Origin of the sequence: Paraglaciecola psychrophila 170 (assembly GCF_000347635.1) — a bacterium.
Lineage (GTDB): Bacteria > Pseudomonadota > Gammaproteobacteria > Enterobacterales > Alteromonadaceae > Paraglaciecola > Paraglaciecola psychrophila.
Genome location: NC_020514.1, coordinates 431,808 through 454,612, shown reverse-complemented (window position 1 = coordinate 454,612; position 22,805 = coordinate 431,808). Strand labels below are relative to the sequence as shown.

Genomic DNA, 22,805 nt, shown 5'->3' with positions numbered 1-22,805 from the left:
TTCCTAGAGCCTAACGTTTACTAGCAGACAAAATACTGAACTTTTGATTGGTTGCAACTGTTGTTACATTGCCAAACAGTCTTTTTAATTTACTTGGGTAATCTAAATGGCGATTACCCACCACAAACAATTGCCCACCACTTTGAAGCAACGACTTGGCATCCTTAAACATTTGCCAAGCAATATGATCAGTTATGGCATTTTGTTGGTGAAAAGGTGGATTACACAATACTATGTCTACCTCAGAAAATTTAGATTTTTCAGAAAAGTCATCCAAGCAGTTATTCACTATAAACTCTGATCCTGACTCTTTTTCAGGCAAGTTAGCCAATACATTTTGCTTGGCAGAGGCAACCGCCATATATGACTCGTCAACAAACACCACTTTTGTTTTTTATTTTGATTAAGGATATGTAATCCCAACACACCATTACCACAGCCCAAATCAATCACTGTTTTACTATCCATATTAGCTAATTTTGACAAATGTTCGAGCATAAACCTTGCGCCAATATCTAATTGCTGACGTGCGAACACGTTAGCTAAATTACTGATTTCAAACCGGGGCTTATCAGTAAACCAAATAGTTGGGTAAGGGCTTGCGTGTGATTTACAGCCTGTAGGCTGGCAAAAAATCAAGCGTGCTTTTTTCTTCGCCAATGAAGTAGTGGTGCTCCCTAAATACTTTTCGAACAAGGCCAAGGTCGACTTCTGTATGAATGTCGCTTTGCCTGCTGCTATCACGGTCGTTGAAGGGATAACCCTTGCTTGTAGATCTATCAATTGTTGTTCAAGTAAAGCGGTAGTTTTAGGGATTTTGAGTAACACCAGTTCCGCTGGTGAGTCCACTGATGTAACTGAATCGTAAAATATTACTGACTCGACTGGGATATTATTTTGCTGCAGATTAACCAAACAAGATTGTTTAGCTACGTAAGAATCACTCACCCATAGAGGTTTAAAATCAGCAAACCAACAAGCTAAGGCACCAAAATCATCATTGTAAATACTAATAGATTGATGTTGTAAACCTTGAACATTTTGCTCGACATATTCAATTATATACTCATCGGCAGCATCCCATGCCTGCCAGCTTGGATGTTGTAGGTCTTGTGGATACCTAACTAACTGCAAATTTCTATCTAAAAGCGTTAAACTGGTGTTCATTTCTTTCCAAATTTGATGGGTTATGCAGCAGTCACTGTTTGAATCACAATATGATAACACGCCAATACAGCTGGATATGCCAGATGCAGACCTAAAATATTATCCTAATTTTATTGCTGCGTCTGAATCGGCAATCTTAATGCAGGCATTACATCAGTCGTTAGACTGGCGCCAAGAACGAATCACTTTATACGGAAAAACCTTTGATGTACCAAGATTACAAGCATGGTACGGCGACAAAAATGCGTGTTATCAATATTCGAATTTAAGCTTGCGCCCTTTGCCATGGAACTCTTTATTACTTGCACTTAAACAAAAATGTGAAAACGCTAGCAACAGTCATTTCAATTCTGTATTGGCAAATTTATATCGTCACGGTCAAGATGGCATGGGCCGCCATGCAGATAATGAGCCTGAACTAGGTCAGCAACCAGTGATTGCCTCACTAAGCTTTGGAGAAGAACGCAATTTAGACTTTTATCACAACGTCACAAAAAACAAAGTTAGGCTACCTTTACACAATGGCAGTCTATTGGTAATGAGCGGCGATACTCAAAAATATTGGCAACACAGCGTAGCTAAAACCAAGAAAACGCTAGCACAGAGGATCAACCTTACTTTCAGATATATACAAAACTGAGCATCTTTAGCACTAAATCGTATAAAAATTCAGGTTAAGCTGACAAAAAATATATCGTCAACAGTCAATGAGTTATGCTCACAGTCTCGGGATTAGTCAAAAGCAATATGTTGTATTGTCTTTTTAAAGCTAAAATTGCCGTGATTAAAATAAAAGATGATTCTAGCTTGGAGAATAAATGAAGATTCAAAATAATATTGAAAAAAAGTTACTCAGTCACTTCAATCCTCAGCACCTTGAAGTCATTAATGAAAGTTCTATGCATAATGTTCCTGTGGGATCGGAGAGCCATTTTAAAGTGGTTATCGTGACGCCTATATTCAGTGGCGAGCGCCTAATCAAACGTCACCGAGCGGTTAATTCAGTACTAAAAGAAGAATTAGCAAACGACATCCACGCTTTAGCTCTACATACTTACACTCAAGAGGAATGGAAAAATTTGTTTGGAGAATTTCCAACATCACCCAACTGTTTAGGCGGAACTAAGCAACCAACTTGATTGCTTAGTGTAAATCAAAACACCTATCAGACGGTGCTTTTGCGTCTCTGCGCTGCCCCCCTTCCATTTGTTGTTTATTTTTGGTAAAAACGACTCCAATATTAGGCTATTTAAAGATGGCCTTTAGTTATCATTCGCAACAATAAGAAACAACGATGCAGTTAAACCGCACTATTTTTTGGCACCAAGCTGCCTTTTGGCAGAAAAAAATCGATGTGTTTCATCACGCGTTATGTCGATTGGTCAGTTGGTTTACGTTGTTTATGGTTTTACTGACATTTCTAATTGTAGTGCTCAGATATGGATTTAATCTTGGGTGGATAGCCATGCAAGAGTCGGTAATGTACCTGCATGGAATGGTCTTTTTATTAGGCGCGGCACACACTTTACGCGTCAATGAGCATGTAAGAGTCGATATTTTTTATCGCCGCTTCAGTACTAAAAAGCAAGCCAGAGTAGATATCTTTGGTAGCCTATTTTTATTAATGCCAGTGAATATTTTTATCTTCATAGTGAGTTACGATTACGTGATGCGGGCTTGGCGAGTCATGGAGGCTTCTCAAGAAGCCGGGGGTATTCCTGCAGTCTTTCTGTTAAAAAGCTTAATTTTGTTATTTTCGTTTACTATGCTGCTTCAGGGAATAGCTGAAGTGATAAGCAATGTTGCAAAATTGTCACTTCATAAACAATCATCAGTCGTTGCAGGTAAGTAATGGAATATCTCTCGCTATTGATGTTTTTAGCCGTATGTTTGGTGTTGTTACTAGGGTATCCCGTTGCTTATTCATTGGCTGGCACCGCTCTTATTTTTGCTGGCATAGGTGCTTTTTTGGGTGTATTTGACACCTCTTACTTACAAGCAGTACCCAGCCGCTTGTTTGGCATAGTGTCTAACCAAACCTTAATTGCCGTGCCGTTATTTGTCTTTATGGGGATAATGTTAGAGAAATCCCGAGTCGCGGAAGATTTGCTACTCGCCATGGAACAAGTACTGGGTAGATTAAAGTCAGGGCTCGCTATATCGGTGGTGCTTGTTGGCATGTTATTAGCCGCCAGTACGGGCATAGTTGGTGCTACAGTCGTCACTATGGGCTTACTTTCTCTGCCAACGATGCTTAAAAAAGGCTATTCACCGTCTTTTGCTTGTGGGGCAATATGCGCAACAGGAACGTTGGGGCAAATCATCCCTCCATCGATAGCTTTGGTTTTGTTAGGTGATGTTTTATCTAGTGCGTTTCAGCAAGCACAATTGAACATGGGTATATTTTCACCACGCTCTGTGTCAGTGGGTGACTTGTTTGTAGGCGCCTTAGTCCCCGGTTTTTTATTAGTAGCGATGTATCTTTTATATGTTTTAGTGTTTGCTAGCAGGCAGATAGACCCTTCGCTCGAACAAAGTGACCAAGCACCTATTTCTGCTGGTGCATTGTTTGCTGCTCTTTTTCCTCCACTATTGCTAATTTTTATGGTGCTCGGCTCAATTTTGGGAGGTTTTGCTACTCCCACTGAAGCAGCTGGTGTTGGTGCAGCAGGTGCATTGGTGCTAGCGCTCATCAACAAAAAACTTAATCTACAAAAATTGAAAGATGTGATGATGTCGACGACAAAAGTCACGTCTATGGTATTTTTAATACTCATTGGCGCATCTATTTTCTCACTGGTTTTTCGTGGTTTTGGTGGTGAAGAATTAATTGAAGAATTATTTGCCAGCTTACCTGGTGGCGTATTTTCTGCCGTTTTATTGGTGATGGTGGTGATATTTTTACTTGGCTTTATTTTAGATTTTATCGAAATCACCTTTGTAGTTGTTCCTCTAGTTGCCCCAGTATTATTGGCTATGGGGGTTGATCCAATTTGGCTTGGAATTATGATAGCGGTTAACTTACAGACCTCATTTCTAACCCCACCGTTTGGATTTGCCTTATTTTATTTACGAGGTGTAGCGCCGCCAGAAGTGAAAACCTCAGATATTTACCGAGGTGTAGCCCCCTTTATTTTTATACAACTATTGTTGTTAGCCTGTTTGGCAATTTGGCCAAATCTGGTAACTTGGTTACCTTCTTTACTTTAATAATACTTTCGAGAGTCTATATATGAAATTGCTTCAATTATCTGTTTTAGCTACTTTCAGCATCTTGTTGGCATCCTGTGGAGAACAATCTTCTCATGCTCCTAGCGAACAAGTAGAACAGCAAACTTATGAATGGAAACTGGTGACATCCTGGCCAAAAAATTTTCCTGGCTTAGGTAAAGGTCCAGAAACTTTTGCCAAATATGTTGAACGTATGTCTAGCGGCAGGCTGAAAGTAAAAGTATTTGGTGCAGGTCAAATGGTGCCAGGATTTGAGGTATTTGATACCGTTTCCAGTGGTGCCGCTGAAATGGGTCATGCAGGCTCTTATTACTGGAAAGGTAAAGCACCCGCATCACAAATTTTCACCGCGATACCCTTTGGTATGAACGCTACCGAAATGAATGCATGGTTACATTACGGCGGTGGCTTAGAGCTATGGCGCGAAGTATATGAGCCGTTTAATTTGATCCCTTTTGCTGGTGGTAATTCTGGGGTACAAATGGCGGGTTGGTTTAAAAAAGAAATTAACAGTGTTGAAGACTTAAAAGGTTTAAAAATGCGCATTCCCGGATTAGGTGGCGAAGTGCTCAAAAAACTCGGAGGCATTCCTGTAGCACTGACTGGGGGTGAACTCTTTACCTCACTGCAATCTGGAGCGATTGACGCCACTGAGTGGGTCGGCCCCTATAACGATTTAGCGTTTGGTTTATACAAAGCGGCTAAATATTATTATTACTCTGGCTGGCATGAACCCAGCGCAAACTTAGAATTCATGGTCAACAAACAAGCATTCGAAGCACTGCCAGACGACTTGCAGGCTATTATTGAAGTGGCAACCCGTGCGGTCAATCAAGATATGTGGGATGAATACACTGCTGCGAACAATGCGGCAATGCAAGCCTTAGTAGAAACACATGGTGTTGATATGCGTCCTCTTCCAAGAGATGTGATGTTAGCATTAAAAAAGGCCTCGGCTGTGGTAATGCAAGAACAGTCTGCCGCCGACCCAATGTTCAAAAAAGTATATGAGTCTTATGCAGATTTTCAAACCAAGGTGATGAAGTACCACCAAATATCAGAGTTTGAATATTACAAAAATCGTGCTGACCATAACTAATAATCAGCACATTTATAGCTATGTTATTGTATCTGTACCAGCTGTTCAGATGTGTTTAAACGTTGACTAGCATTACAATGCCTTATAATTTTTAAATAGGAACTTTATATGATTGTTAAGCCGAAAATTCGTGGCTTTATCTGTACTAATGCGCATCCGATTGGATGTGCCACTAGTGTTCAACAACAAATTGATTATGTTCAAGCCCAGGGAGCATTGAACAATACGCCTAAAAACGTATTGGTTATTGGTAGTTCTACTGGTTATGGACTGGCTTCTAGGATCACTGCTGCATTTGCTGGAGGTGCTAACACTTTAGGTGTGTGTTTTGAAAAGCCTCCTACTGAACGTAAGACAGGCACGGCTGGCTGGTATAATACGGCGGGGTTTCATGCTAAAGCCTCAGAAGCAGGGCTGTATGCAAAAACCTTAAACGGTGATGCCTTTTCAAAAGAGCTAAAGCAGCAGGTTATCGATACATTAAAAGCTGATATGGGCAAAGTAGACTTAGTTATCTATAGCCTAGCGTCACCAAGACGAACGGATCCTGAAACTGGTGAAGTATACAAATCGACTTTAAAACCGGTGGGCCAAGCATACACAACAAAAACCTACGATACCGATAAAAACATCATTCATGAGATTGCACTAGACCCCGCTAACGAAGATGAAATTCAACAAACTATTAAGGTTATGGGTGGTGAAGATTGGGAATTATGGTTAGAAGCTTTAGGCAAGGCAGACTTGTTGGCAGACAATTGTAAAACTACTGCATATACCTATGTAGGTAAAGAACTTACTTGGCCCATTTATGGACAGGCGACCATCGGTAAGGCTAAAGAAGATTTAGATCGTGCTGCTGCCGCTATTGTGAAGACCCAAGCAGCTAAAAATGTTCAGGCATATGTATCGTCTTTAAAAGCTTTGGTAACCCAAGCTAGTTCGGCCATTCCAGTTATGCCCTTGTATATTTCTCTGATTTATAAAGTGATGAAAGAGGAAGGAACACACCAGGGATGTATCGAGCAAATTTACGATTTGTTTACTGATAAACTGACTCAAGCGCATCCAGAGGTAGATGAATTGGGTCGCTTGTATATGAATACCAAAGAGACCAACGATGTGACTCAGGCAAAAATCAAAGCCTTGTGGGATCAAGTTACACAAGAAAATTTTCATGAGTTAAGTGACTATGCAGGTTATCACCATGAATTTTTGCGGCTGTTTGGTTTTGACATGGCTGGAGTCGATTATGATGCTGAAGTTGAAACCTTAATAGATTGGTAAAAAGTGAGGATAAAACTGGCATAAAATAAAAACCGCGGCATAGCGGTTTTTTTATTTATGTAATTTAGACTACCTTTGAAATAGCCAAATTGACTAGAAATGACTAAAAACCACAAATTAAATATGTTTAAACAACAATTTGCGTGGAAGAAATACACTGGTTAATGCTAAAATTCCATTTCTAAGCGTAAGTGTCATTTAGATTCGTATATAAATTTTGCTAAACGCATAAATATCAGGAAGTTCGGACACTTCTATCTAGCTACAAAGATTTGCTTGTAGCTTATTAATTAGTCATTGATTGACGATACTCATCACCATTAGATTTTTTATTTACTGATTTACACTGTATGGACATCTGAAATTAAAGAGTCTAACGGTGCTGTGTATTAATTTAGAGTAGTGTTATTGCGTATGATAAAAATCACGAAAGGGTTAGATCTTCCTATTCAGGGAGCGCCAAAACAAAGTATCCAAGATGGAAACTCTGTCACCAGAGTTGCTATTTTGGGTGAAGAATATATTGGCATGCGTCCGACTATGCATGTAAAAGAAGGGGATAAAGTGAAGAAGGGTCAGATTCTTTTTGAGGATAAAAAGAATCTTGGCGTTAAATTCACCGCTCCTGCTGCCGGTAATGTTATTCAAGTCAACCGTGGTGCAAAACGTGTTTTGCAATCAGTGGTGATTCAGCTTGAAGGTGACGAAAGTGAAGTATTTGCTAAATATAGCAGTACCGAACTAGCATCATTGGATGCGGCTAAAGTACAGGAGAACTTAGTTAACTCTGGAATGTGGACGGCTTTTCGAACTCGTCCCTACAGTAAATCTCCAGCACTTGACTCAAAACCACACTCGATTTTCGTTAGTGTCATGGACACCAATCCTTTGGCTGCCGATCCTCAGATAGTCATTGCTGAGCGTAGCGAAGATTTTGCTAACGGTTTGCAGGTTATTAGTCGCTTAACAGATGGTAAAGTATTTGTTAACAAAGCCCCAGGCGCTGATGTTGCTACTGGCGATGCCAATGTTGAGGTCAACGAATTTGCTGGTGTTCACCCTGCAGGCTTAGTAGGTACTCACATACATTACTTAGATACTGTAGGCCAAAGAAAAAAAGTGTGGCATGTCGGCTACCAAGACGTATTAGCGATTGGTAGTTTGTTCACAACGGGTGAATTAGATAACCGTAAAGTGATCTCTATTGGTGGTCCTGAATCAAAAAACCCACGGTTAGTGCGCACATTGTTGGGTGCCGATATTACCGAACTAACGGTAAACGAAGCCAATGATGGTGATATGCGGATGTTGTCTGGATCTGTGTTACAGGGTAATCATGCTCATGGCGTGCACGGTTATCTAGGCCGGTTCCACAACCAAGTGTCTATTTTGCGTGAAGGTCGTGAAAAAGAGTTATTTGGTTGGATTAAACCGGGTGTTAACCAACATTCAGTGACCCGTGCTTATTTTGGGCACCTAAGCCCTAAAAAGTTATTTGGTATGACTACCACAACTAATGGTTCTGATCGTTCTATGGTTCCCATAGGTAACTATGAACGTATTATGCCATTAGACATCTTACCAACATTATTGTTGAGAGACATGATTTCTGGTGATACAGATGGCGCTCAAAGTTTGGGTTGTTTGGAACTAGACGAAGAAGACTTAGCACTATGTACTTATGTTTGCCCTGGTAAATATAACTATGGGCCAATTCTGCGAGAATGTTTAGATCAGATTGAGAAAGAGGGTTAATCATGGGCTTAAAAGTATTTTTAGAGAAAATCGAACCTAATTTCGAAGCGGGTGGAAAATATGAAAAATGGTATGCCTTATATGAAGCGGCAGCGACTATTTTTTATACCCCTGGAACTGTCACTAAGGCGAACACCCACGTAAAAGATAGTATCGATTTAAAACGTATTATGATTTTTGTGTGGATGGCAACATTCCCAGCCATGTTTTATGGCATGTTTAATATTGGTCAACAAGCACAGATTGCCATAGTTACGGAAGGCGCATTGTGGGCTGATACAGCTACAGCGTTTTGGCAAGCGGGTCTATATGAAATGCTTGGCGGTCAACTTGATGCCAGCACTGGTTGGATTGGCTTGTTGTTATATGGAGCTTGTTTCTTTGTGCCCGTTTATGCCACTGTATTTGCTGTAGGTGGGTTCTGGGAAGTCTTGTTTGCATCTGTGAGAAAACATGAAATCAACGAAGGTTTTTTTGTTACTTCAGTTTTATTCTCGCTTACTTTACCCGCCACAATTCCTTTATGGCAAGCGGCCTTAGGTATTACCTTCGGTATCGTTATAGCTAAAGAGATATTTGGTGGTACTGGGCGTAACTTCTTAAACCCGGCTTTATCTGGTCGAGCATTCTTATATTTTGCTTACCCTGCACAAATTTCAGGTGATGCTATTTGGACAGCTGCAGATGGATACACAGGCGCAACTTGGTTAAGCCAAGCGGCTAATGGCTCGATAACAGACTGGAGCCTTAATGCTAATTGGTTTAATGCTTTCTTAGGAAATATTCCTGGCTCTATGGGCGAAGTGTCTGCGTTAGCAATTCTGATTGGCGGACTGTTTGTCATCTACATGCGAATAGCTTCATGGCGGATTGTGTTAGGTGTGGCTTTGGGTGTGTTCTTATTTTCTAGCTTATTAAACCTTGTAGGAAGTGCGACCAATCCGATGTTTGCGATGCCTTGGTATTGGCATATGGTAATTGGAGGTATGGCCTTTGGTATGTTCTTTATGGCAACTGATCCTGTGTCAGCAGCCTTTACTAACCAAGGTAAATGGGCTTACGGTATTTTGATTGGTTGTATGACAGTAATGATCCGTGTTCTGAATCCGGCATTTCCAGAAGGTATTATGTTAGCAATATTATTCGCTAACTTGTGGGCACCTTTATTCGATTATTTTGTTGCCCAAAGCAATATAAAACGGAGGATCGCACGTGTCGGCTAAAAAAGAAACGCTAGGTAAAACCGTAGGTGTTGTGGTCGCAGTATGTTTAGTCTGCTCAATTATTGTATCGAGTGCAGCTGTCGGCTTGCGTGACTTACAAGAAACTAACGCAGCAATAGACAAACAATCTAATATTGTAGAAGCAGCAGGGTTAATTGATTTGGCTGCGGGTGATATCTCTGGAACATTTAATAAGTATATTGAAGAACGCTTTATTAACCTTGAAACAGGTGAATATGTAGATGAGCCTAAAGATGGCTACAACATGTACAAAGAAGCCAAAAATCCTAAGTTTTCAGTTGAAGTGACTAACAGTAACGTAGGATTTAAACAGCGAGCCAGCGTTGCTAATATTTATTTAGTAAAAAATGATGCAGGTGAGGTCACTCGATTGGTACTACCAGTTCACGGTAGTGGCCTCTGGGACTTAATGTATGGGCTCTTAGCGATTGATGCCGATGGAAACACCGTACGCGAACTGATCTATTACCAACACAAGGAAACTCCAGGTTTGGGTGGTGAAATACAAAACCCTAGCTGGAAAGCCAAGTGGGACGGTAAAAAGCTTTTTGATGATGGAAAAGTAGCTATTGAAGTTAATAAAGGTGACAACTCAAACGACCAGTATGCGGTTGATGCACTTTCAGGCGCTACGCTAACCAGTAACGGTGTACAAAACACATTGACTTACTGGGCGGGCAAGAATGGCTTCGGGCCATATCTTAAAAACCAAACTTGGAAATCGTAAGGGATCCACACAATGGCTGAAATTAAAGAAATGAAAAAGGTATTGTTCGGACCCGTTCTGAACAATAACCCAATAGCATTACAAGTACTGGGCGTATGTTCGGCCTTGGCGATAACTACCAAGTTGGAAACTGCATTGGTCATGTCGTTAGCATTGACGACAGTAACCGCATTTTCTAACTTGTTTATCTCTCTGATCCGTAATCATATACCCTCGAGCGTAAGGATCATTATTCAAATGACTATTATTGCTTCTTTGGTAATAGTGGTTGATCAAGTTTTGAAAGCATACTCATATGAGATATCGAAACAGCTTTCGGTGTTTGTTGGTTTGATTATTACTAACTGCATCGTTATGGGACGAGCAGAAGCCTACGCGATGAAGAGTCCTCCCTTTATGTCTTTTCTCGATGGCCTTGGCAACGGCATAGGTTACTCCGTGGTGTTAATCATCATTGGAACTATCAAAGAGTTATTTGGTTTTGGTACGTTGTTAGGTTTTGAAATATTACCTTTAATTCAAAATGGAGGCTGGTATCAGGGCAATGGTTTATTGATTTTACCTTTCAGCTCTTTCTTTTTGATTGGTGGCCTAATCTGGGTAATCCGAACTATACGTCCAGCACAAGTCGAGCCAAAGGGATAATTCATGGAACATTATATTAGTATTTTTGTAAAATCTGTTTTCATTGAAAACATGGCTTTGTCCTTATTCTTAGGTATGTGTACTTTTTTGGCAGTATCCAAAAAAGTTAAAACAGCCATGGGTTTAGGAGTCGCAGTAATCGTTGTTTTAGGAATTTCAGTTCCTGTCAATCAGGTCATATTTGTAAATATCTTAGCGCCAGGAGCACTCGGCTGGGCTGGTTTCCCAGAAGCAGATTTAAGCTTTTTGAGCTTTTTGACCTTTATAGGCGTAATAGCTGCGTTAGTACAAATATTGGAAATGACGTTGGATAAGTTTTTCCCTGCGTTGTATAACGCACTTGGGATATTCTTACCCCTTATCACAGTAAATTGTGCGATTTTTGGTGGTGTTGCATTCGCGATACAACGTGAATATAACTTCAGTGAAAGCATTGTTTACGGTGTGGGCAGTGGTTTAGGTTGGGCGATAGCTATCACCTTACTTGCCGCAGTACGTGAAAAACTTAAATATGCAGACATGCCGGAAGGCATTCGAGGTTTGGGTTCAGTATTTATGATTACTGGACTGATGGCGCTTGGTTTCCAATCATTTACCGGCATAGCACTGTAAACGGCACTTTGAGGAATAGTTAAATGAATCCGAATGAAATTTATCTTGGTGTAGGTATGTTTATCGCTATCGTTTTAGCGTTAGTATTTATTATCATGTTTGCAAAATCTAAACTGGTGCCAGAAGGCGAAATCACTATTACAATTAATGGTGGTGCTGAAGCATCAATCACAGCTCAACCTGGTGACAAGCTTTTAGGTGCCTTGGCTAATGCAGGTATCTTTGTTTCTTCTGCATGTGGCGGAGGTGGTACTTGTGGTCAATGTCGAGTTGATATTAAAGCCGGTGGCGGAGAGCTTTTACCTACTGAAGTTGATCACATTAGCAAGAAAGATGCTAAACAGGGATGTCGCTTGTCCTGTCAGGTGTCTATTAAAGAAAATATGGATATTGAGTTAGAAGAAGAGATTTTTGGTATCAAAAAGTGGGACTGCGAAGTTGTCTCGAATGACAACAAAGCCACTTTTATCAAAGAACTTGTATTGAAGATACCTAATGGCGAAAGTGTTCCTTTCAGAGCCGGAGGTTACATTCAAATTGAAGCGCCACCTCACCATGTTAAGTACAAAGACTTCGATATTCCTGAAGAATATCGTGGCGATTGGGAACGCTTTGGTTTCTTTAACATCGAATCTAAAGTTGAAGAAGAGACTATCCGCGCTTATTCAATGGCCAACTACCCTGAGGAAGCAGGGATTATTATGTTGAATGTGCGAGTCGCTTCGCCGCCACCTAATAACCTAACCTTACCAGCAGGTAAAATGTCATCTTATATCTGGAGCTTGAAAGAAGGCGATAAAGCCACTATCTCAGGTCCATTTGGTGAGTTCTACGCCAAAGACTCCTCTGCTGAAATGGTATTTGTTGGTGGTGGTGCGGGAATGGCACCTATGCGTTCGCATATATTCGATCAGCTTCGTAGAATACGTTCAACTCGTCCCATTACATTTTGGTACGGCGCTCGTTCTTTGCGTGAAATGTTTTATGTTGAAGATTTCGATATGCTTCAGAAAGAGAATGAAAACTTTAAATGGCATGTTGCTTTGTCGGATCCTCAACCTGAAGATAATTGGAAAGGTGATACAGGTTTTATACATAATGTCCTTTTGGAAAATTATCTAAAAAACCACCCGGCACCAGAAGATTGTGAATTTTACATGTGTGGTCCACCAATGATGAACGCAGCAGTCATAAATATGCTTAAAGAGTTAGGCGTAGAAGACGAAAACATTATGTTGGATGACTTCGGCGGTTAATAACACTAAATTCTTAATCTAGTGACAGTTTATAAGGGGCTTTATGCCCCTTTTTTTATAGAGTCAAAATACACCATGTACACATTCTTAAAAGTCAGACTTTTAATTATCTTTCTCAGCACAATATTGATAGCCTGCTCACCCGCCGTGGTGCAAGAAAGCTATCTAACAGGCCCAACTATGGGCACCACATATAACATTAAGTTTGTAACAGTTGATAAACTGGATGAAAAGATTCTAAAAGAACAAATTGACCAACTTTTGCTAGATATAAACCAACTCATGTCTACGTACATTAAAGACTCTGAGCTAAGTCAGTTCAATCAATGGAAAAGTATTGAACCTTTTCCGATGTCATTACAAACAATTGAAGTATTAAAAGAAGCAAAACGCTTAGGGAAAATAAGTGGTGGATTATTAGATGTAACAGTAGGTCCTTTGGTCAACCTTTGGGGATTTGGACCGCAAAGCCGACCTGAAAAAATTCCATCAGATAAACTTATTCAGGCTACTCGACAATTAGTTGGACTAGAGAAACTAATAATAGGGCCGACTTGGGCCAGTAAAACAAATCCTAATCTATACGTCGACTTATCGACTATAGCTAAAGGATACGCAGTAGATCAGATTACACTGCTTTTACAGACCTATAAGATTGAAAACTTACTTGTAGAAATAGGCGGAGAAATGCGGTTGTCAGGAGTAAAAGCCTCAGGTGAAGCATGGAAAATTGCTATTGAAAAACCCGAAGCCGAACAACGCACGGCACAAGAAATCATTAGTATTGGCGATAATGCGGTGGCAACGTCTGGCGATTATCGAATTTATTACGAACAAGACGGAGTGCGTTATTCTCACCTGATTGATCCAAACACAGGTTACCCGATTACGCACAACGTGGTATCTGTAACAGTGATCCATCCGTCATCAATGACTGCTGATGGTTTAGCCACAGCTCTTATAGTAATGGGTAAGGAAAAGGCATTAGCATTAGCAGACAAATACGATATTGCAGTATTACTGATTACTAAAGAAAAAGACGGATTTAACGAGTATACTAGTAATAAGTTTGCGCAGCTTGTGACTGTTCACTGAGACAATATCATTAACGTAATAAACAGTATTGGAGTCAAGTTTTGAGTACCTTTATTCTCGCATTTGTATTTTTTTTAGTCGTAGTCGTAGCTATGTCTGTCGGTTACATATTCCAGCAAAAAACAATAGCCGGTAGTTGTGGTGGTTTAGGCGCTTTGGGTATTGCTAAAGCTTGTGATTGTCCTGAGCCGTGCGATCGCAAAAAAATGCGTTTGGAAAAAGAACAAGCTAGACAAACAAAATTGGATGAATGGAAAAAAGACCAAATTTTATAAACTAGCACTGACAATCAATATAAAAAAACGTCAGCTAGTCTGGCGTTTTTTTATATTGATATATTCTAGCAATCCGGCAAAATACTGAATATACATACAGTTATTTTGTCAGGTCAATATTGAGGAAAATCATCCACATCGATATGGACTGCTATTATGCAGCCGTTGAGATGCGCGACAATCCAGAATATCGGAATGTACCGTTAGCCATAGGCGGTAGTTCTGATAGGCGCGGTGTTATATCTACCTGCAATTATCAAGCTCGTAAATTTGGAGTGCGTTCAGCTATGGCCATTTCACACGCCATAAAGCTCTGCCCTGATTTGGTATTAGCCCCAGGAAGGATGGCCTTATACAGTGAAATATCTGAACAAATTCGTGAAATATTCAGTAGATACACCGACAAAATAGAACCGCTGTCATTAGACGAGGCCTATTTAGACGTATCTGATTGCGACTTGTTTTCAGGCAGCGCAACATTAATTGCCGAAGATATAAGACGTACTATTTTTCAAGAGACTCAACTCACTGCATCAGCGGGCGTGGCGTCATGTAAGTTTGTAGCAAAAATCGCCAGTGATGAAAATAAGCCTAATGGCATATGTGTGATCACTCCTGAAAAATTAGACGATTTCGTGATTGGGTTACCCCTAGGTAAGATCCCTGGTGTGGGCAAAGTCACCTTAGCTAAGTTACACAATATTGGTTTGTATAGCTGTGCTGACGTGCGTCAGTTTCCCTTTGAGGACTTAATCAAACGTTTTGGTAAATTTGGCTCTGTTATTTGGGATCGAAGCCATGGTATCGATAACCGAAACCTAAGTCTTGCCAGACAGCGCAAATCTGTAGGAGTAGAGCGAACCTTGGCCGAAGACATTCGCACAGAAGAAGACTGTATAAAAATGATCGACGATCTATTTCCGTTATTGGAAAAACGTTTAGCTAAAACAAAATCTAAAATTCAAAGTCAGGGCATAAAATTAAAATTCAACGATTTTCAACAAACCACCGTTGAACATAGATGCCAACGATTAAACAGAGAATACTTTCTTACATTATTAACTAAAGGGCTTTCACGTCAAGCAAATAGAGGCATTAGATTGGTGGGACTACATGTTGCCTTAGCAGAAACTGAAAACAGTCAACAATTAGCTTTTTCGTTTTCACATACAGCAGACTAAATCCCTCCAAATCGTTACACTATAAACAGATATTTCTGCCTCAAGTTAACAAGGAAGCGTATTAGTGCAAAGAATGCCCGTCAATGTTTGGCTATTAACTCTCATTCAAGCCCTAGCGATGAGCGCTGGCACTATGCTGGTATTAGCGGGTGGTGTTTTGGGTGCTCAGCTTACCCCTGATCCCAAATGGTCCACCTTGCCTCTTGCCATGAGTATTGTAGGTACCGCTTGTGGTGTGATGCCTATCACACGTTTGATGCAGCAATTTGGTAGAAAGCCTGTATTTATTACAGCAACCATTCTGGGTGCTCTGGTCACGCTATTAGCCGCTGCGAGTATCGCCGACAACAGTTTTGGGGGACTGGTTATATCTGCGTTTTTATTGGGTATGATGATGTCTGCGATTCAGCAAATTCGTTTTGCGGCTATGGAATCAGTCTCTGTTGAGTTGATACCTAAGGCAGCTTCGACTGTGTTATTGGGGGGGTTAGTTGCGGCTATCCTAGGTCCAGAGTTAGTGACTCTTGGTCAGCTGGTCACAGATCAAGCTTTTGTCGGTGGATTTTATTTAACAACAGCCTTACTGTTGCTATGCAGCTTACTTTTTACTCAAATTGATAATACACATGTTGTCACAGCAAAATCTGTGGATACAGGACGTGAATTAAATGTGATAGCACGGCAACCAGTCTTTATACTTGCTGTTACCGCATCAGTTGTAGGTTATGCCTTGATGAGCTTTATTATGACCGCCACCCCTGTGCATATGCACGTCCATGAAGCTTATTCTTTGCAGGATACAAAGTGGGTAATCCAAAGCCATATTTTCGCAATGTTTTTCCCATCATTGTTCAGTGGTTGGTTGATCAGTAAATTAGGCACTTCAAAAATAATCTATTTAGGGTTATCCGCCTATATCGCCACTATTCTAATCGCATTAACTGGCAGCGAGTGGCTGAATTATTGGATCGCTTTGGTATTATTAGGCATCGGCTGGAATTTTTTGTTTGTTGGGGGCACGGTTTTACTGACTCAAAGTTATCAGCCAACCGAAAGATTTAAAGTCCAAGGTCTCAATGAATTTTTGGTGTTTGGTTGTCAAGCGTCTGCAGCGTTAAGTGCAGGCGTATTTCTCAACCTAATTAATTGGCGCGGCTTATTGCTTGCTAGCTTTGTTATCATCGCGGTGCAATTACTTATCATCACATGGCAGCAGTTCAGGAAAAAACAGTCTGCGACACAACAATAGAATCCCCTAACAACAAGGAAAAAATATGTCATTGGAAATTGGGCGTTACCGTCATTACAAAGGAAATGAATACGAAGTGATTGGTGTTGCTAAACACTCTGAAGACGAAACTGAATTAGTGGTTTATCGGCCTCTATACGGTGAAAGAGCTCTATGGGTGCGACCCTTGAGTATGTTTATCGAAACTGTAAAAGTGAACGGCGAAACAATACCCAGGTTTATGTATATTGGATGATAAATTAGGTTGGCGAATGGAGCTGGGTATTATTTAAAAAGGTTTAATATCCGTGCTCTCATTTTATCTTTTAACTGTTTCACAATTATCTTTAGCCCATAATACTTTATCCCATCATCCCCTTTGCAAAATGACCTTTCGCATCATAAGCACAAAAATATTGTGGCTTTTGACCAACAAGCCACAATTAAAATCAGACTATGCAAAAAACAAAACTGTGGAGGTCCACAATACCGCAGCTAACAATGCCGCGAAAGTGGCAGGCACTATCTGCGATTTTACATGGTCCATTAAATCGCAACCCGTGGTCATAGAACTTAAAATAGTTGTGTCTGAGATAGGTGAGCACTGATCACCGTATACACTGCCATTCAAAATGGTAGCGAAACACACCATCATAAACAGTTCGGGATTACCTAAGCCCTGGCTCTGGGCGATAGTCCATGCCAGAGGCAAACCTAAGGGAAAAGCGATGGCGTAAGTGCCCCAACTGGTACCGGTTGAAAAAGCGATAACCATGGTCATAAGTTGTAAGATTATGGGTAAACACCAGTATGGAATGTGCTCGCCCAAAGATTCGACCAAATAAATGCCTCCACCCAACTGTTTACTTAGCACACCTATGGTTAAGGCAAACATTAATATGACCGACGCAACCACCACTCCTTTTAAACCATTTCCAAAGCCGTCTAACACTTGTTTAAGTGCCATACCTTTTGCTAGTGCCATGAAAATAGACAAAAATAAGGCCCCTGAAAAGGCCCAATGAATTTGTGGCGAACCCGTTACAAAGTATGAACCAACGGCGATAATAATTAAGCTCACTAAAGGTAAAATAAACTCTAACCTATGAGCTGTATATCCCTCTGGCACTTGACTTTGATGTAATTCTTTAGCACTAATAGGGGAAGCGTCAGGCGCATCTAATTCACCGGTTTCAGTCACTCGTTTCATTGCTTTTTTAAGGGGGGAGCCACTAAAAGTAGTAATGTTGAGACTCAGTAACAAAGTACCTAAAACTGCAAATATTGCATAGAAACTAAAAGGAATACTGGCAAAAAAGAACGCGATTCTATCATTTTCTGTGGCTAAAAATGCGACCCCAGGAATGAACAAGAAGGCTTGTATATAGGCTGGCCAAGCGTTAAATGCAATAATAGACGCAATGGGTGATGCAGTAGAATCAACTACATAACTGAGTTCTTCGTGACTGACCCCAGCCTTGTCTGCGATGGGTTTAACCGTTGTGCCTACCAATACGGTACTCATAGTGCCTCCTTGGAAAAACACTAAACCTAAAAACCAAGTGACAACCTTGGCTGAACGTGGTCCTTTTACATAATGTTGACTCATATGATCGGCAAAAGCCTTAGCCGCACCTGTTTTTGCCCACATGCCCATCAAACCTCCGAGCAGCCATAAGTATAATATCAATATGGATGCTGCACTTGATGTGCCTATGTTAGGTATGAATACCTCATGAGTGATATCGAATCGTCCCAACATCACTGCGCCGATCACTATTCCGCCAAATAGAGCAACCAAAGGCTCACGTGTCATTAAGCACAATGCAACAGCGACTAAAGCAGGCAATAATGACCAAATACCAAAATGGAAGTCTGCTTTAAGTAAAACCACATCCTCAGTAGTATTTTTATAAACCCATTGTTGTAACAGGGAAGGTTTACTTTGTTGGATATTTAGCATTGATTGTCTTAAAGGAGACTCGGAGTATGGTACAAGGTCTTCTATCACGCTCTCTTGACCGCTGGCGCGGTAAACCAACTGTCCGATTTCATTGTCGTATGTTTGATATTGCAACTGGGATTCAACCCAAGTCGGGCTGACATTGAAGTTAATAAAAAACGCAGTCACCAGGCTGAGCACAAAGAAAATAAAACTGATACGTTTTGTAAATTGAAACATGCGGGTTATCTTAACGGTCTTGTATGTTTCATAGTTTGTAGTCTGTTGTAGCAAACGTCTAGGCTTAACTTAATTTTAATCAAAGGACAACATTTATGCGTTCAAAAATTCTTTTAGTTACTGCAATCACCGCTCTTTTTTCAGCTAGCTCTGCTATTTCCCAAGACAGGTGGGCTGATGCCAAAATAACCAGTCAACCTGTGAGTGGATCTGTACATATGTTAGAGGGAATGGGTGGTAATATCGGTGTATCTGCTGGTCCTGAAGGTATATTAATCATTGATGACCAATATGCTCCTCTAGCAGAAAAATAGCGATGGCTATTGGTGATATTTCAAAACAACCGATTAAATATATTGTGAACACTCACTACCACGGTGATCACACAGGTTCCAATGCCTACTTTGCTGAAGCCAAAGGTAGTACCATTTTTGCACATGACAATGTGCGTAAACGTTTAGCCGATAAAGAAGATCATACACATGCCGAATTACCTGTTGTTACTTATCAACAGGGTATGACGTTTCATTTTAATGGCGACACAATCAATGTAATGTATATGCCTGCAGGTCATACCGACAGTGATAGCGTAGTATGGTTTGAAGAAGCCAATGTTTTACACCCCGGAGATTTATTCTTTGAAGGGCGATTCCCCTACATTGATTTAGATGGCGGAGGCACGGTTACCGGTTATATTAATAACGTAACTAAATTGATTGGGATGCTGAAAGACGATACTAAAATAATACCTGGACACGGTAAATTAGCCACTAAAGCCGATTATCAAAAAGCATTGGATATGCTGGTTGATACTACTGCCATGGTAAAAAGCATGAAAGCAGAAGGTATCAGTCTTGACGATGCGGTAGAACAAGGTTTAGGTGAAAAATACACTGCTTGGGCGTGGAATTTCATCACTGAAGAAAAGTGGATCAGCACTCTCTACAAAGGCTTATAATTCAAACCGCGCAGTAACCAGAAAAGTTGAACCAATGACGCTAACTGATAAACCTACTGAACATCATTATATACAGGTAAAAAGTTGGTTTAACACTTATGCAAAAATTTACACATGGGGTGGGCCAAATATGACCTACCCCATGTCTGACAAAGACTTTATTAAACATCTAACAGCAAATCACTTCAAGTCGTTTTGTCTGCTAAACGATGAGCAGCAACTGATGGCCTTTGGCCAATACTATAGGCGCTTAGAACATCAGCATCTTAGCCGACTCGCCGTTAACCCCACATATCGCGCTCAAGGATTGGCTAAGGTATTAATTACAAAATACTTGAACAAGCCTTTTTAGCTCAATCAGCTAGAGGCGCGTCTTTGTTTGTATTCAAAGACAACACAGTCGCTTACAACTGTTATCAATCACTCGGTTTTATTGAAACACAATATCCTGAAGAACGCTTTCCAGATAACGTGCAAAATTGTGCTTATATGGTTTTATCTGCTGCAGAGGCCAAGATCGGATTTGTACAAATCAATCTGGCCTCTTAATTTTACTATCGAAACTAAGGCGCTTTTGTAAAGCGCTTTTCACCAGCAATCCACGTTTCTAGAACTTGAGTTTTCCAAATGTTCTGTGATGGTGTTGTAAAAATATCTTGATCTATCAAGATAAAATCAGCCCATTTACCTTCGGTTAAACCGCCTAAAATATGTTCTTGATGAGCAGCATAAGCGGCATCCAAAGTAAAACCACGGAAGGCTTGTTTGAGTGTCACCGCTTCGCTAGGTATCCACCCACTGTCTGGTGAGTTGTTACGATCTTGCCTTGTGACAGCAGCGTGTAAACCAAAAAATGGGTTTGAGAGCTCCACCGGAAAATCAGAACCGAAAGCCACTGGGGACCCTTGGTTCAAGAAGGTTTGCCAAGCGTAGGCGCCTTTTAATCTTGCGGCACCGACTCTGTCTTTTGCCATATTCATATCACTGGTAGCATGGGTTGGTTGCATAGCAGGGATAATATTCAGAGCTTTAAAACGAGGAATATCATCCACATTTACCACTTGAGCATGTTCAACACGGTTGCGAAGTGACTTTCCCCCCATTCGCTCAAAGCTATCCGCAAACTGATCTAGGGCTAAACGGTTTGCTCTGTCACCTATGGCATGAAAGTTAAGTTGAAACCCCTTGCCTAAAACCAAATCAAATAGTGGTTTTAAATCTTGCTCACGGGTTACCAATAAACCTCTGTTATCTTGGGCATCAGAATAAGGTTGCAACAAGGCAGCTCCTCGGCTGCCTAGGGCACCGTCACCGTATGCTTTAACACTTCTGATAGATAACCAGTCGTATTGGTCTTGCACGTGGCCTGTTTCTAATAGTTGCCTCAAATCCACTGAGGTTGCTGCAATCATAGGATAGATGCGTAATGGTAATGAGTGTTCAGCCACACGTTTTTTGTAATAGTTGTATACTACTTTACCAATACCGGCATCATGCACACTGGTTACGCCCTCAGATAGCAAATGTTCGCCGGCAGCATTTAATTGCGCGGTTAACGTTGCTTCAGAGGTTTTAGGCAAGTGTTTAAGCATCAAGCTTTCTGCATTATCAATTAAGACTCCCGTGGGATTGCCTTGTTCATCTCGTACAATTTTTCCACCCGGTGGATCAAGAGTATCTTTAGTAATACCGGCTATTTCAAGGGCTTTTGAGTTAACCCAACTGGCATGGCCATCCACTCGAGACAACATCACAGGTTTATTATTGACATATTCATCTAACAAACTGGCAGTGGGGTAAGCCTTACCAGGCCAAAGTACTTGATTCCAGCCTCGCCCTGTTACCCAAGCCAAATTTTGCTGAGTTTTAGCATAAGCCTGCACCATTTTTGCTGCATCTAAAGCTGATTTGCTTTCGCGTAAATCAACTTGCAATAAGGTTTCACCTAATCCCATTACATGTCCGTGAGCGTCAATGAGCCCGGGTAACATTACCTTATTGTTACCATCTATAAAGGTTGCATTGGGATACTTTTGGCCAAGCTCTTCAGTGCCGATTGCCACTACTTTTCCAGCATCAAACACCATATTTGAAAAGCGAATAAGCTCCCCAGCATTGTTGAGAGTATAGCCTTTTACATTCCCAATATGGCTAGGAGCAGCAAACACCAGAGAATTGACAACAAACAGACAGACAATAGATATAATTTTCACAACAGATCCCGTATAAAATTTCGCTTAATCTGCACTAGATTTTTAATTGATGCAATAGTTGTATATTAATGAGCGTTATTACAACTTAAAGATGAAAGGGAAAATTTGTAGATCTAGAGTTAATCTGTGGCACTTATGATGATGAAATGCGTATCCATATCGAAAAAAGCTCATCCCTTATTTAAAAATCATATCTAGCGACAATCAATTAGATCGTTCACCAAGGTGACTGAACTACTATAACGGCTTAACAATTTCCCTTGGTCATTCACTAAAACAGCTTGATTAACACCTTTTTTCAGAGCGTATTGCTGGCGCAATTGATTACGTAAACGACCACTTACTTCTACATGTGGTGGTGTTTTACCCCAGTTGTTTAAATCGATAAAATGGATATTTTTATGGTTAATTGGCACAATTAATTGGGCAATTTCGTTATTAAAATACTGTTCCGCTGATCTCTCTAAAGAATACACAATAGTGCAGTTTGCTTGAGAAAAAAGCGTTTCTTGAGCAAAAATTGTGTGGGGTATTAACGCCAATAGACTTAGTAGCATGCTTGCTGAATAAATCCGCAATGTATTGTTTCCTCCCAAAACGTTTTCATAAGAATGATAATGCCGAAGCTTATATTACAATTACTTATCGCA

General features: G+C 40.6%; 22 protein-coding genes and 2 pseudogenes. 20 read left to right on the top strand and 4 right to left on the bottom strand.

Annotated elements, in window-relative coordinates:
• Nucleotides 1-10: 10 nt before the first annotated feature.
• Nucleotides 11-1,167 (bottom strand): annotated as a pseudogene (locus C427_RS01940) (methyltransferase).
• 22 nt (nt 1,168-1,189) lie between these two features.
• Between C427_RS01940 and C427_RS01935 the strand changes: the two are divergent.
• The 17 genes from C427_RS01935 (at nt 1,190) to C427_RS01855 (ending at nt 17,058) form a co-directional block, all read left to right on the top strand.
• Complete coding sequence (locus C427_RS01935; RefSeq protein ID WP_007635130.1) at nt 1,190-1,807, top strand: alpha-ketoglutarate-dependent dioxygenase AlkB family protein; 618 nt, start codon at nt 1,190-1,192, stop codon at nt 1,805-1,807.
• A gap of 178 nt (nt 1,808-1,985) precedes the next feature.
• On the top strand, nt 1,986-2,306 hold the full coding sequence (gene bolA / locus C427_RS01930) for a transcriptional regulator BolA (RefSeq protein ID WP_007635129.1): 321 nt from the start codon (nt 1,986-1,988) through the stop codon (nt 2,304-2,306).
• A 155-nt stretch (nt 2,307-2,461) separates the two neighbouring features.
• On the top strand, nt 2,462-3,019 hold the full coding sequence (locus C427_RS01925; protein ID WP_007635128.1) for a TRAP transporter small permease subunit: 558 nt from the start codon (nt 2,462-2,464) through the stop codon (nt 3,017-3,019).
• Complete coding sequence (locus tag C427_RS01920) at nt 3,019-4,377, top strand: TRAP transporter large permease (RefSeq protein ID WP_007635127.1); 1,359 nt, start codon at nt 3,019-3,021, stop codon at nt 4,375-4,377. The genes C427_RS01925 and C427_RS01920 overlap by 1 nt, the downstream gene beginning before the upstream one ends.
• Nucleotides 4,378-4,399: 22 nt before the next feature.
• Nucleotides 4,400-5,497, top strand: coding sequence for a TRAP transporter substrate-binding protein (locus C427_RS01915; RefSeq protein ID WP_007635126.1), 1,098 nt, complete (start codon nt 4,400-4,402; stop codon nt 5,495-5,497).
• A gap of 108 nt (nt 5,498-5,605) precedes the next feature.
• Nucleotides 5,606-6,784, top strand: coding sequence for an enoyl-ACP reductase FabV (gene fabV, locus C427_RS01910; protein WP_007635125.1), 1,179 nt, complete (start codon nt 5,606-5,608; stop codon nt 6,782-6,784).
• A 414-nt stretch (nt 6,785-7,198) separates the two neighbouring features.
• Nucleotides 7,199-8,539 carry a Na(+)-translocating NADH-quinone reductase subunit A gene (locus tag C427_RS01905; protein ID WP_007635124.1) on the top strand — a complete coding sequence of 447 codons (1,341 nt, stop codon included), beginning with the start codon at nt 7,199-7,201 and terminating at the stop codon, nt 8,537-8,539.
• A 2-nt stretch (nt 8,540-8,541) separates the two neighbouring features.
• Nucleotides 8,542-9,762 carry an NADH:ubiquinone reductase (Na(+)-transporting) subunit B gene (locus C427_RS01900; RefSeq protein ID WP_007635123.1) on the top strand — a complete coding sequence of 407 codons (1,221 nt, stop codon included), beginning with the start codon at nt 8,542-8,544 and terminating at the stop codon, nt 9,760-9,762.
• Nucleotides 9,752-10,510 (top strand): Na(+)-translocating NADH-quinone reductase subunit C, encoded by a 759-nt coding sequence (locus C427_RS01895; protein WP_007635121.1) that lies wholly within the window; start codon nt 9,752-9,754, stop codon nt 10,508-10,510. Before C427_RS01900 ends, C427_RS01895 begins: the two co-directional genes overlap by 11 nt.
• 12 nt (nt 10,511-10,522) lie before the next feature.
• The gene (locus tag C427_RS01890; RefSeq protein WP_007635120.1) at nt 10,523-11,155 is read left to right on the top strand and encodes an NADH:ubiquinone reductase (Na(+)-transporting) subunit D; all 633 of its coding nucleotides are present in this window, start codon (nt 10,523-10,525) and stop codon (nt 11,153-11,155) included.
• Between the two features lie 3 nt (nt 11,156-11,158).
• Complete coding sequence (gene nqrE / locus C427_RS01885) at nt 11,159-11,767, top strand: NADH:ubiquinone reductase (Na(+)-transporting) subunit E (protein ID WP_007635118.1); 609 nt, start codon at nt 11,159-11,161, stop codon at nt 11,765-11,767.
• 23 nt (nt 11,768-11,790) lie between these two features.
• Nucleotides 11,791-13,023 carry an NADH:ubiquinone reductase (Na(+)-transporting) subunit F gene (nqrF, locus tag C427_RS01880; RefSeq protein ID WP_007635116.1) on the top strand — a complete coding sequence of 411 codons (1,233 nt, stop codon included), beginning with the start codon at nt 11,791-11,793 and terminating at the stop codon, nt 13,021-13,023.
• Between the two features lie 75 nt (nt 13,024-13,098).
• Nucleotides 13,099-14,118 carry an FAD:protein FMN transferase gene (locus C427_RS01875; RefSeq protein WP_034898589.1) on the top strand — a complete coding sequence of 340 codons (1,020 nt, stop codon included), beginning with the start codon at nt 13,099-13,101 and terminating at the stop codon, nt 14,116-14,118.
• A 41-nt stretch (nt 14,119-14,159) separates the two neighbouring features.
• Nucleotides 14,160-14,393 carry a (Na+)-NQR maturation NqrM gene (gene nqrM / locus C427_RS01870; protein ID WP_007635112.1) on the top strand — a complete coding sequence of 78 codons (234 nt, stop codon included), beginning with the start codon at nt 14,160-14,162 and terminating at the stop codon, nt 14,391-14,393.
• A 119-nt stretch (nt 14,394-14,512) separates the two neighbouring features.
• The gene (gene dinB, locus C427_RS01865) at nt 14,513-15,574 is read left to right on the top strand and encodes a DNA polymerase IV (RefSeq protein ID WP_081602653.1); all 1,062 of its coding nucleotides are present in this window, start codon (nt 14,513-14,515) and stop codon (nt 15,572-15,574) included.
• Nucleotides 15,575-15,638: 64 nt separating this feature from the next.
• Nucleotides 15,639-16,823 (top strand): MFS transporter, encoded by a 1,185-nt coding sequence (locus tag C427_RS01860; protein ID WP_007635089.1) that lies wholly within the window; start codon nt 15,639-15,641, stop codon nt 16,821-16,823.
• A 25-nt stretch (nt 16,824-16,848) separates the two neighbouring features.
• On the top strand, nt 16,849-17,058 hold the full coding sequence (locus C427_RS01855; protein ID WP_007635087.1) for a DUF1653 domain-containing protein: 210 nt from the start codon (nt 16,849-16,851) through the stop codon (nt 17,056-17,058).
• A gap of 198 nt (nt 17,059-17,256) precedes the next feature.
• Here the strand turns inward: C427_RS01855 and C427_RS01850 are convergent, their stop codons facing one another.
• A complete protein-coding gene (locus tag C427_RS01850) occupies nt 17,257-18,984 on the bottom strand; it encodes a Na+/H+ antiporter NhaC family protein (RefSeq protein WP_007635085.1) in 1,728 nt (575 codons plus the stop codon).
• A gap of 95 nt (nt 18,985-19,079) precedes the next feature.
• On the opposite strand from C427_RS01850, the pseudogene C427_RS01845 reads away from it, so the two are divergent.
• The 3 genes and pseudogenes from C427_RS01845 (at nt 19,080) to C427_RS26145 (ending at nt 20,491) form a co-directional block, all read left to right on the top strand.
• Nucleotides 19,080-19,942 (top strand): annotated as a pseudogene (locus C427_RS01845) (MBL fold metallo-hydrolase).
• Between the two features lie 34 nt (nt 19,943-19,976).
• A complete protein-coding gene (locus C427_RS01840; RefSeq protein ID WP_007635081.1) occupies nt 19,977-20,294 on the top strand; it encodes a GNAT family N-acetyltransferase in 318 nt (105 codons plus the stop codon).
• A gap of 23 nt (nt 20,295-20,317) precedes the next feature.
• Nucleotides 20,318-20,491 carry a hypothetical protein gene (locus C427_RS26145; protein ID WP_007635080.1) on the top strand — a complete coding sequence of 58 codons (174 nt, stop codon included), beginning with the start codon at nt 20,318-20,320 and terminating at the stop codon, nt 20,489-20,491.
• A gap of 14 nt (nt 20,492-20,505) precedes the next feature.
• Here the strand turns inward: C427_RS26145 and C427_RS01835 are convergent, their stop codons facing one another.
• Nucleotides 20,506-22,155, bottom strand: a complete 1,650-nt coding sequence (locus tag C427_RS01835) for an amidohydrolase (protein WP_007635078.1) — start codon at nt 22,153-22,155, stop codon at nt 20,506-20,508.
• Between the two features lie 194 nt (nt 22,156-22,349).
• Nucleotides 22,350-22,733, bottom strand: a complete 384-nt coding sequence (locus C427_RS01830) for a hypothetical protein (protein WP_007635076.1) — start codon at nt 22,731-22,733, stop codon at nt 22,350-22,352.
• Nucleotides 22,734-22,805 lie beyond the last annotated feature (72 nt).

Coding starts and splice junctions, on each gene's coding strand:
- C427_RS01935 (WP_007635130.1), top strand. CDS start 1,190: ATGCAGCAGTCACTGTTTGAATCACAATATGATAACACGCCAATACAG.
- bolA (WP_007635129.1), top strand. CDS start 1,986: ATGAAGATTCAAAATAATATTGAAAAAAAGTTACTCAGTCACTTCAAT.
- C427_RS01925 (WP_007635128.1), top strand. CDS start 2,462: ATGCAGTTAAACCGCACTATTTTTTGGCACCAAGCTGCCTTTTGGCAG.
- C427_RS01920 (WP_007635127.1), top strand. CDS start 3,019: ATGGAATATCTCTCGCTATTGATGTTTTTAGCCGTATGTTTGGTGTTG.
- C427_RS01915 (WP_007635126.1), top strand. CDS start 4,400: ATGAAATTGCTTCAATTATCTGTTTTAGCTACTTTCAGCATCTTGTTG.
- fabV (WP_007635125.1), top strand. CDS start 5,606: ATGATTGTTAAGCCGAAAATTCGTGGCTTTATCTGTACTAATGCGCAT.
- C427_RS01905 (WP_007635124.1), top strand. CDS start 7,199: ATGATAAAAATCACGAAAGGGTTAGATCTTCCTATTCAGGGAGCGCCA.
- C427_RS01900 (WP_007635123.1), top strand. CDS start 8,542: ATGGGCTTAAAAGTATTTTTAGAGAAAATCGAACCTAATTTCGAAGCG.
- C427_RS01890 (WP_007635120.1), top strand. CDS start 10,523: ATGGCTGAAATTAAAGAAATGAAAAAGGTATTGTTCGGACCCGTTCTG.
- nqrE (WP_007635118.1), top strand. CDS start 11,159: ATGGAACATTATATTAGTATTTTTGTAAAATCTGTTTTCATTGAAAAC.
- nqrF (WP_007635116.1), top strand. CDS start 11,791: ATGAATCCGAATGAAATTTATCTTGGTGTAGGTATGTTTATCGCTATC.
- C427_RS01875 (WP_034898589.1), top strand. CDS start 13,099: ATGTACACATTCTTAAAAGTCAGACTTTTAATTATCTTTCTCAGCACA.
- C427_RS01855 (WP_007635087.1), top strand. CDS start 16,849: ATGTCATTGGAAATTGGGCGTTACCGTCATTACAAAGGAAATGAATAC.
- C427_RS01850 (WP_007635085.1), bottom strand. CDS start 18,984: ATGTTTCAATTTACAAAACGTATCAGTTTTATTTTCTTTGTGCTCAGC.
- C427_RS01840 (WP_007635081.1), top strand. CDS start 19,977: ATGACGCTAACTGATAAACCTACTGAACATCATTATATACAGGTAAAA.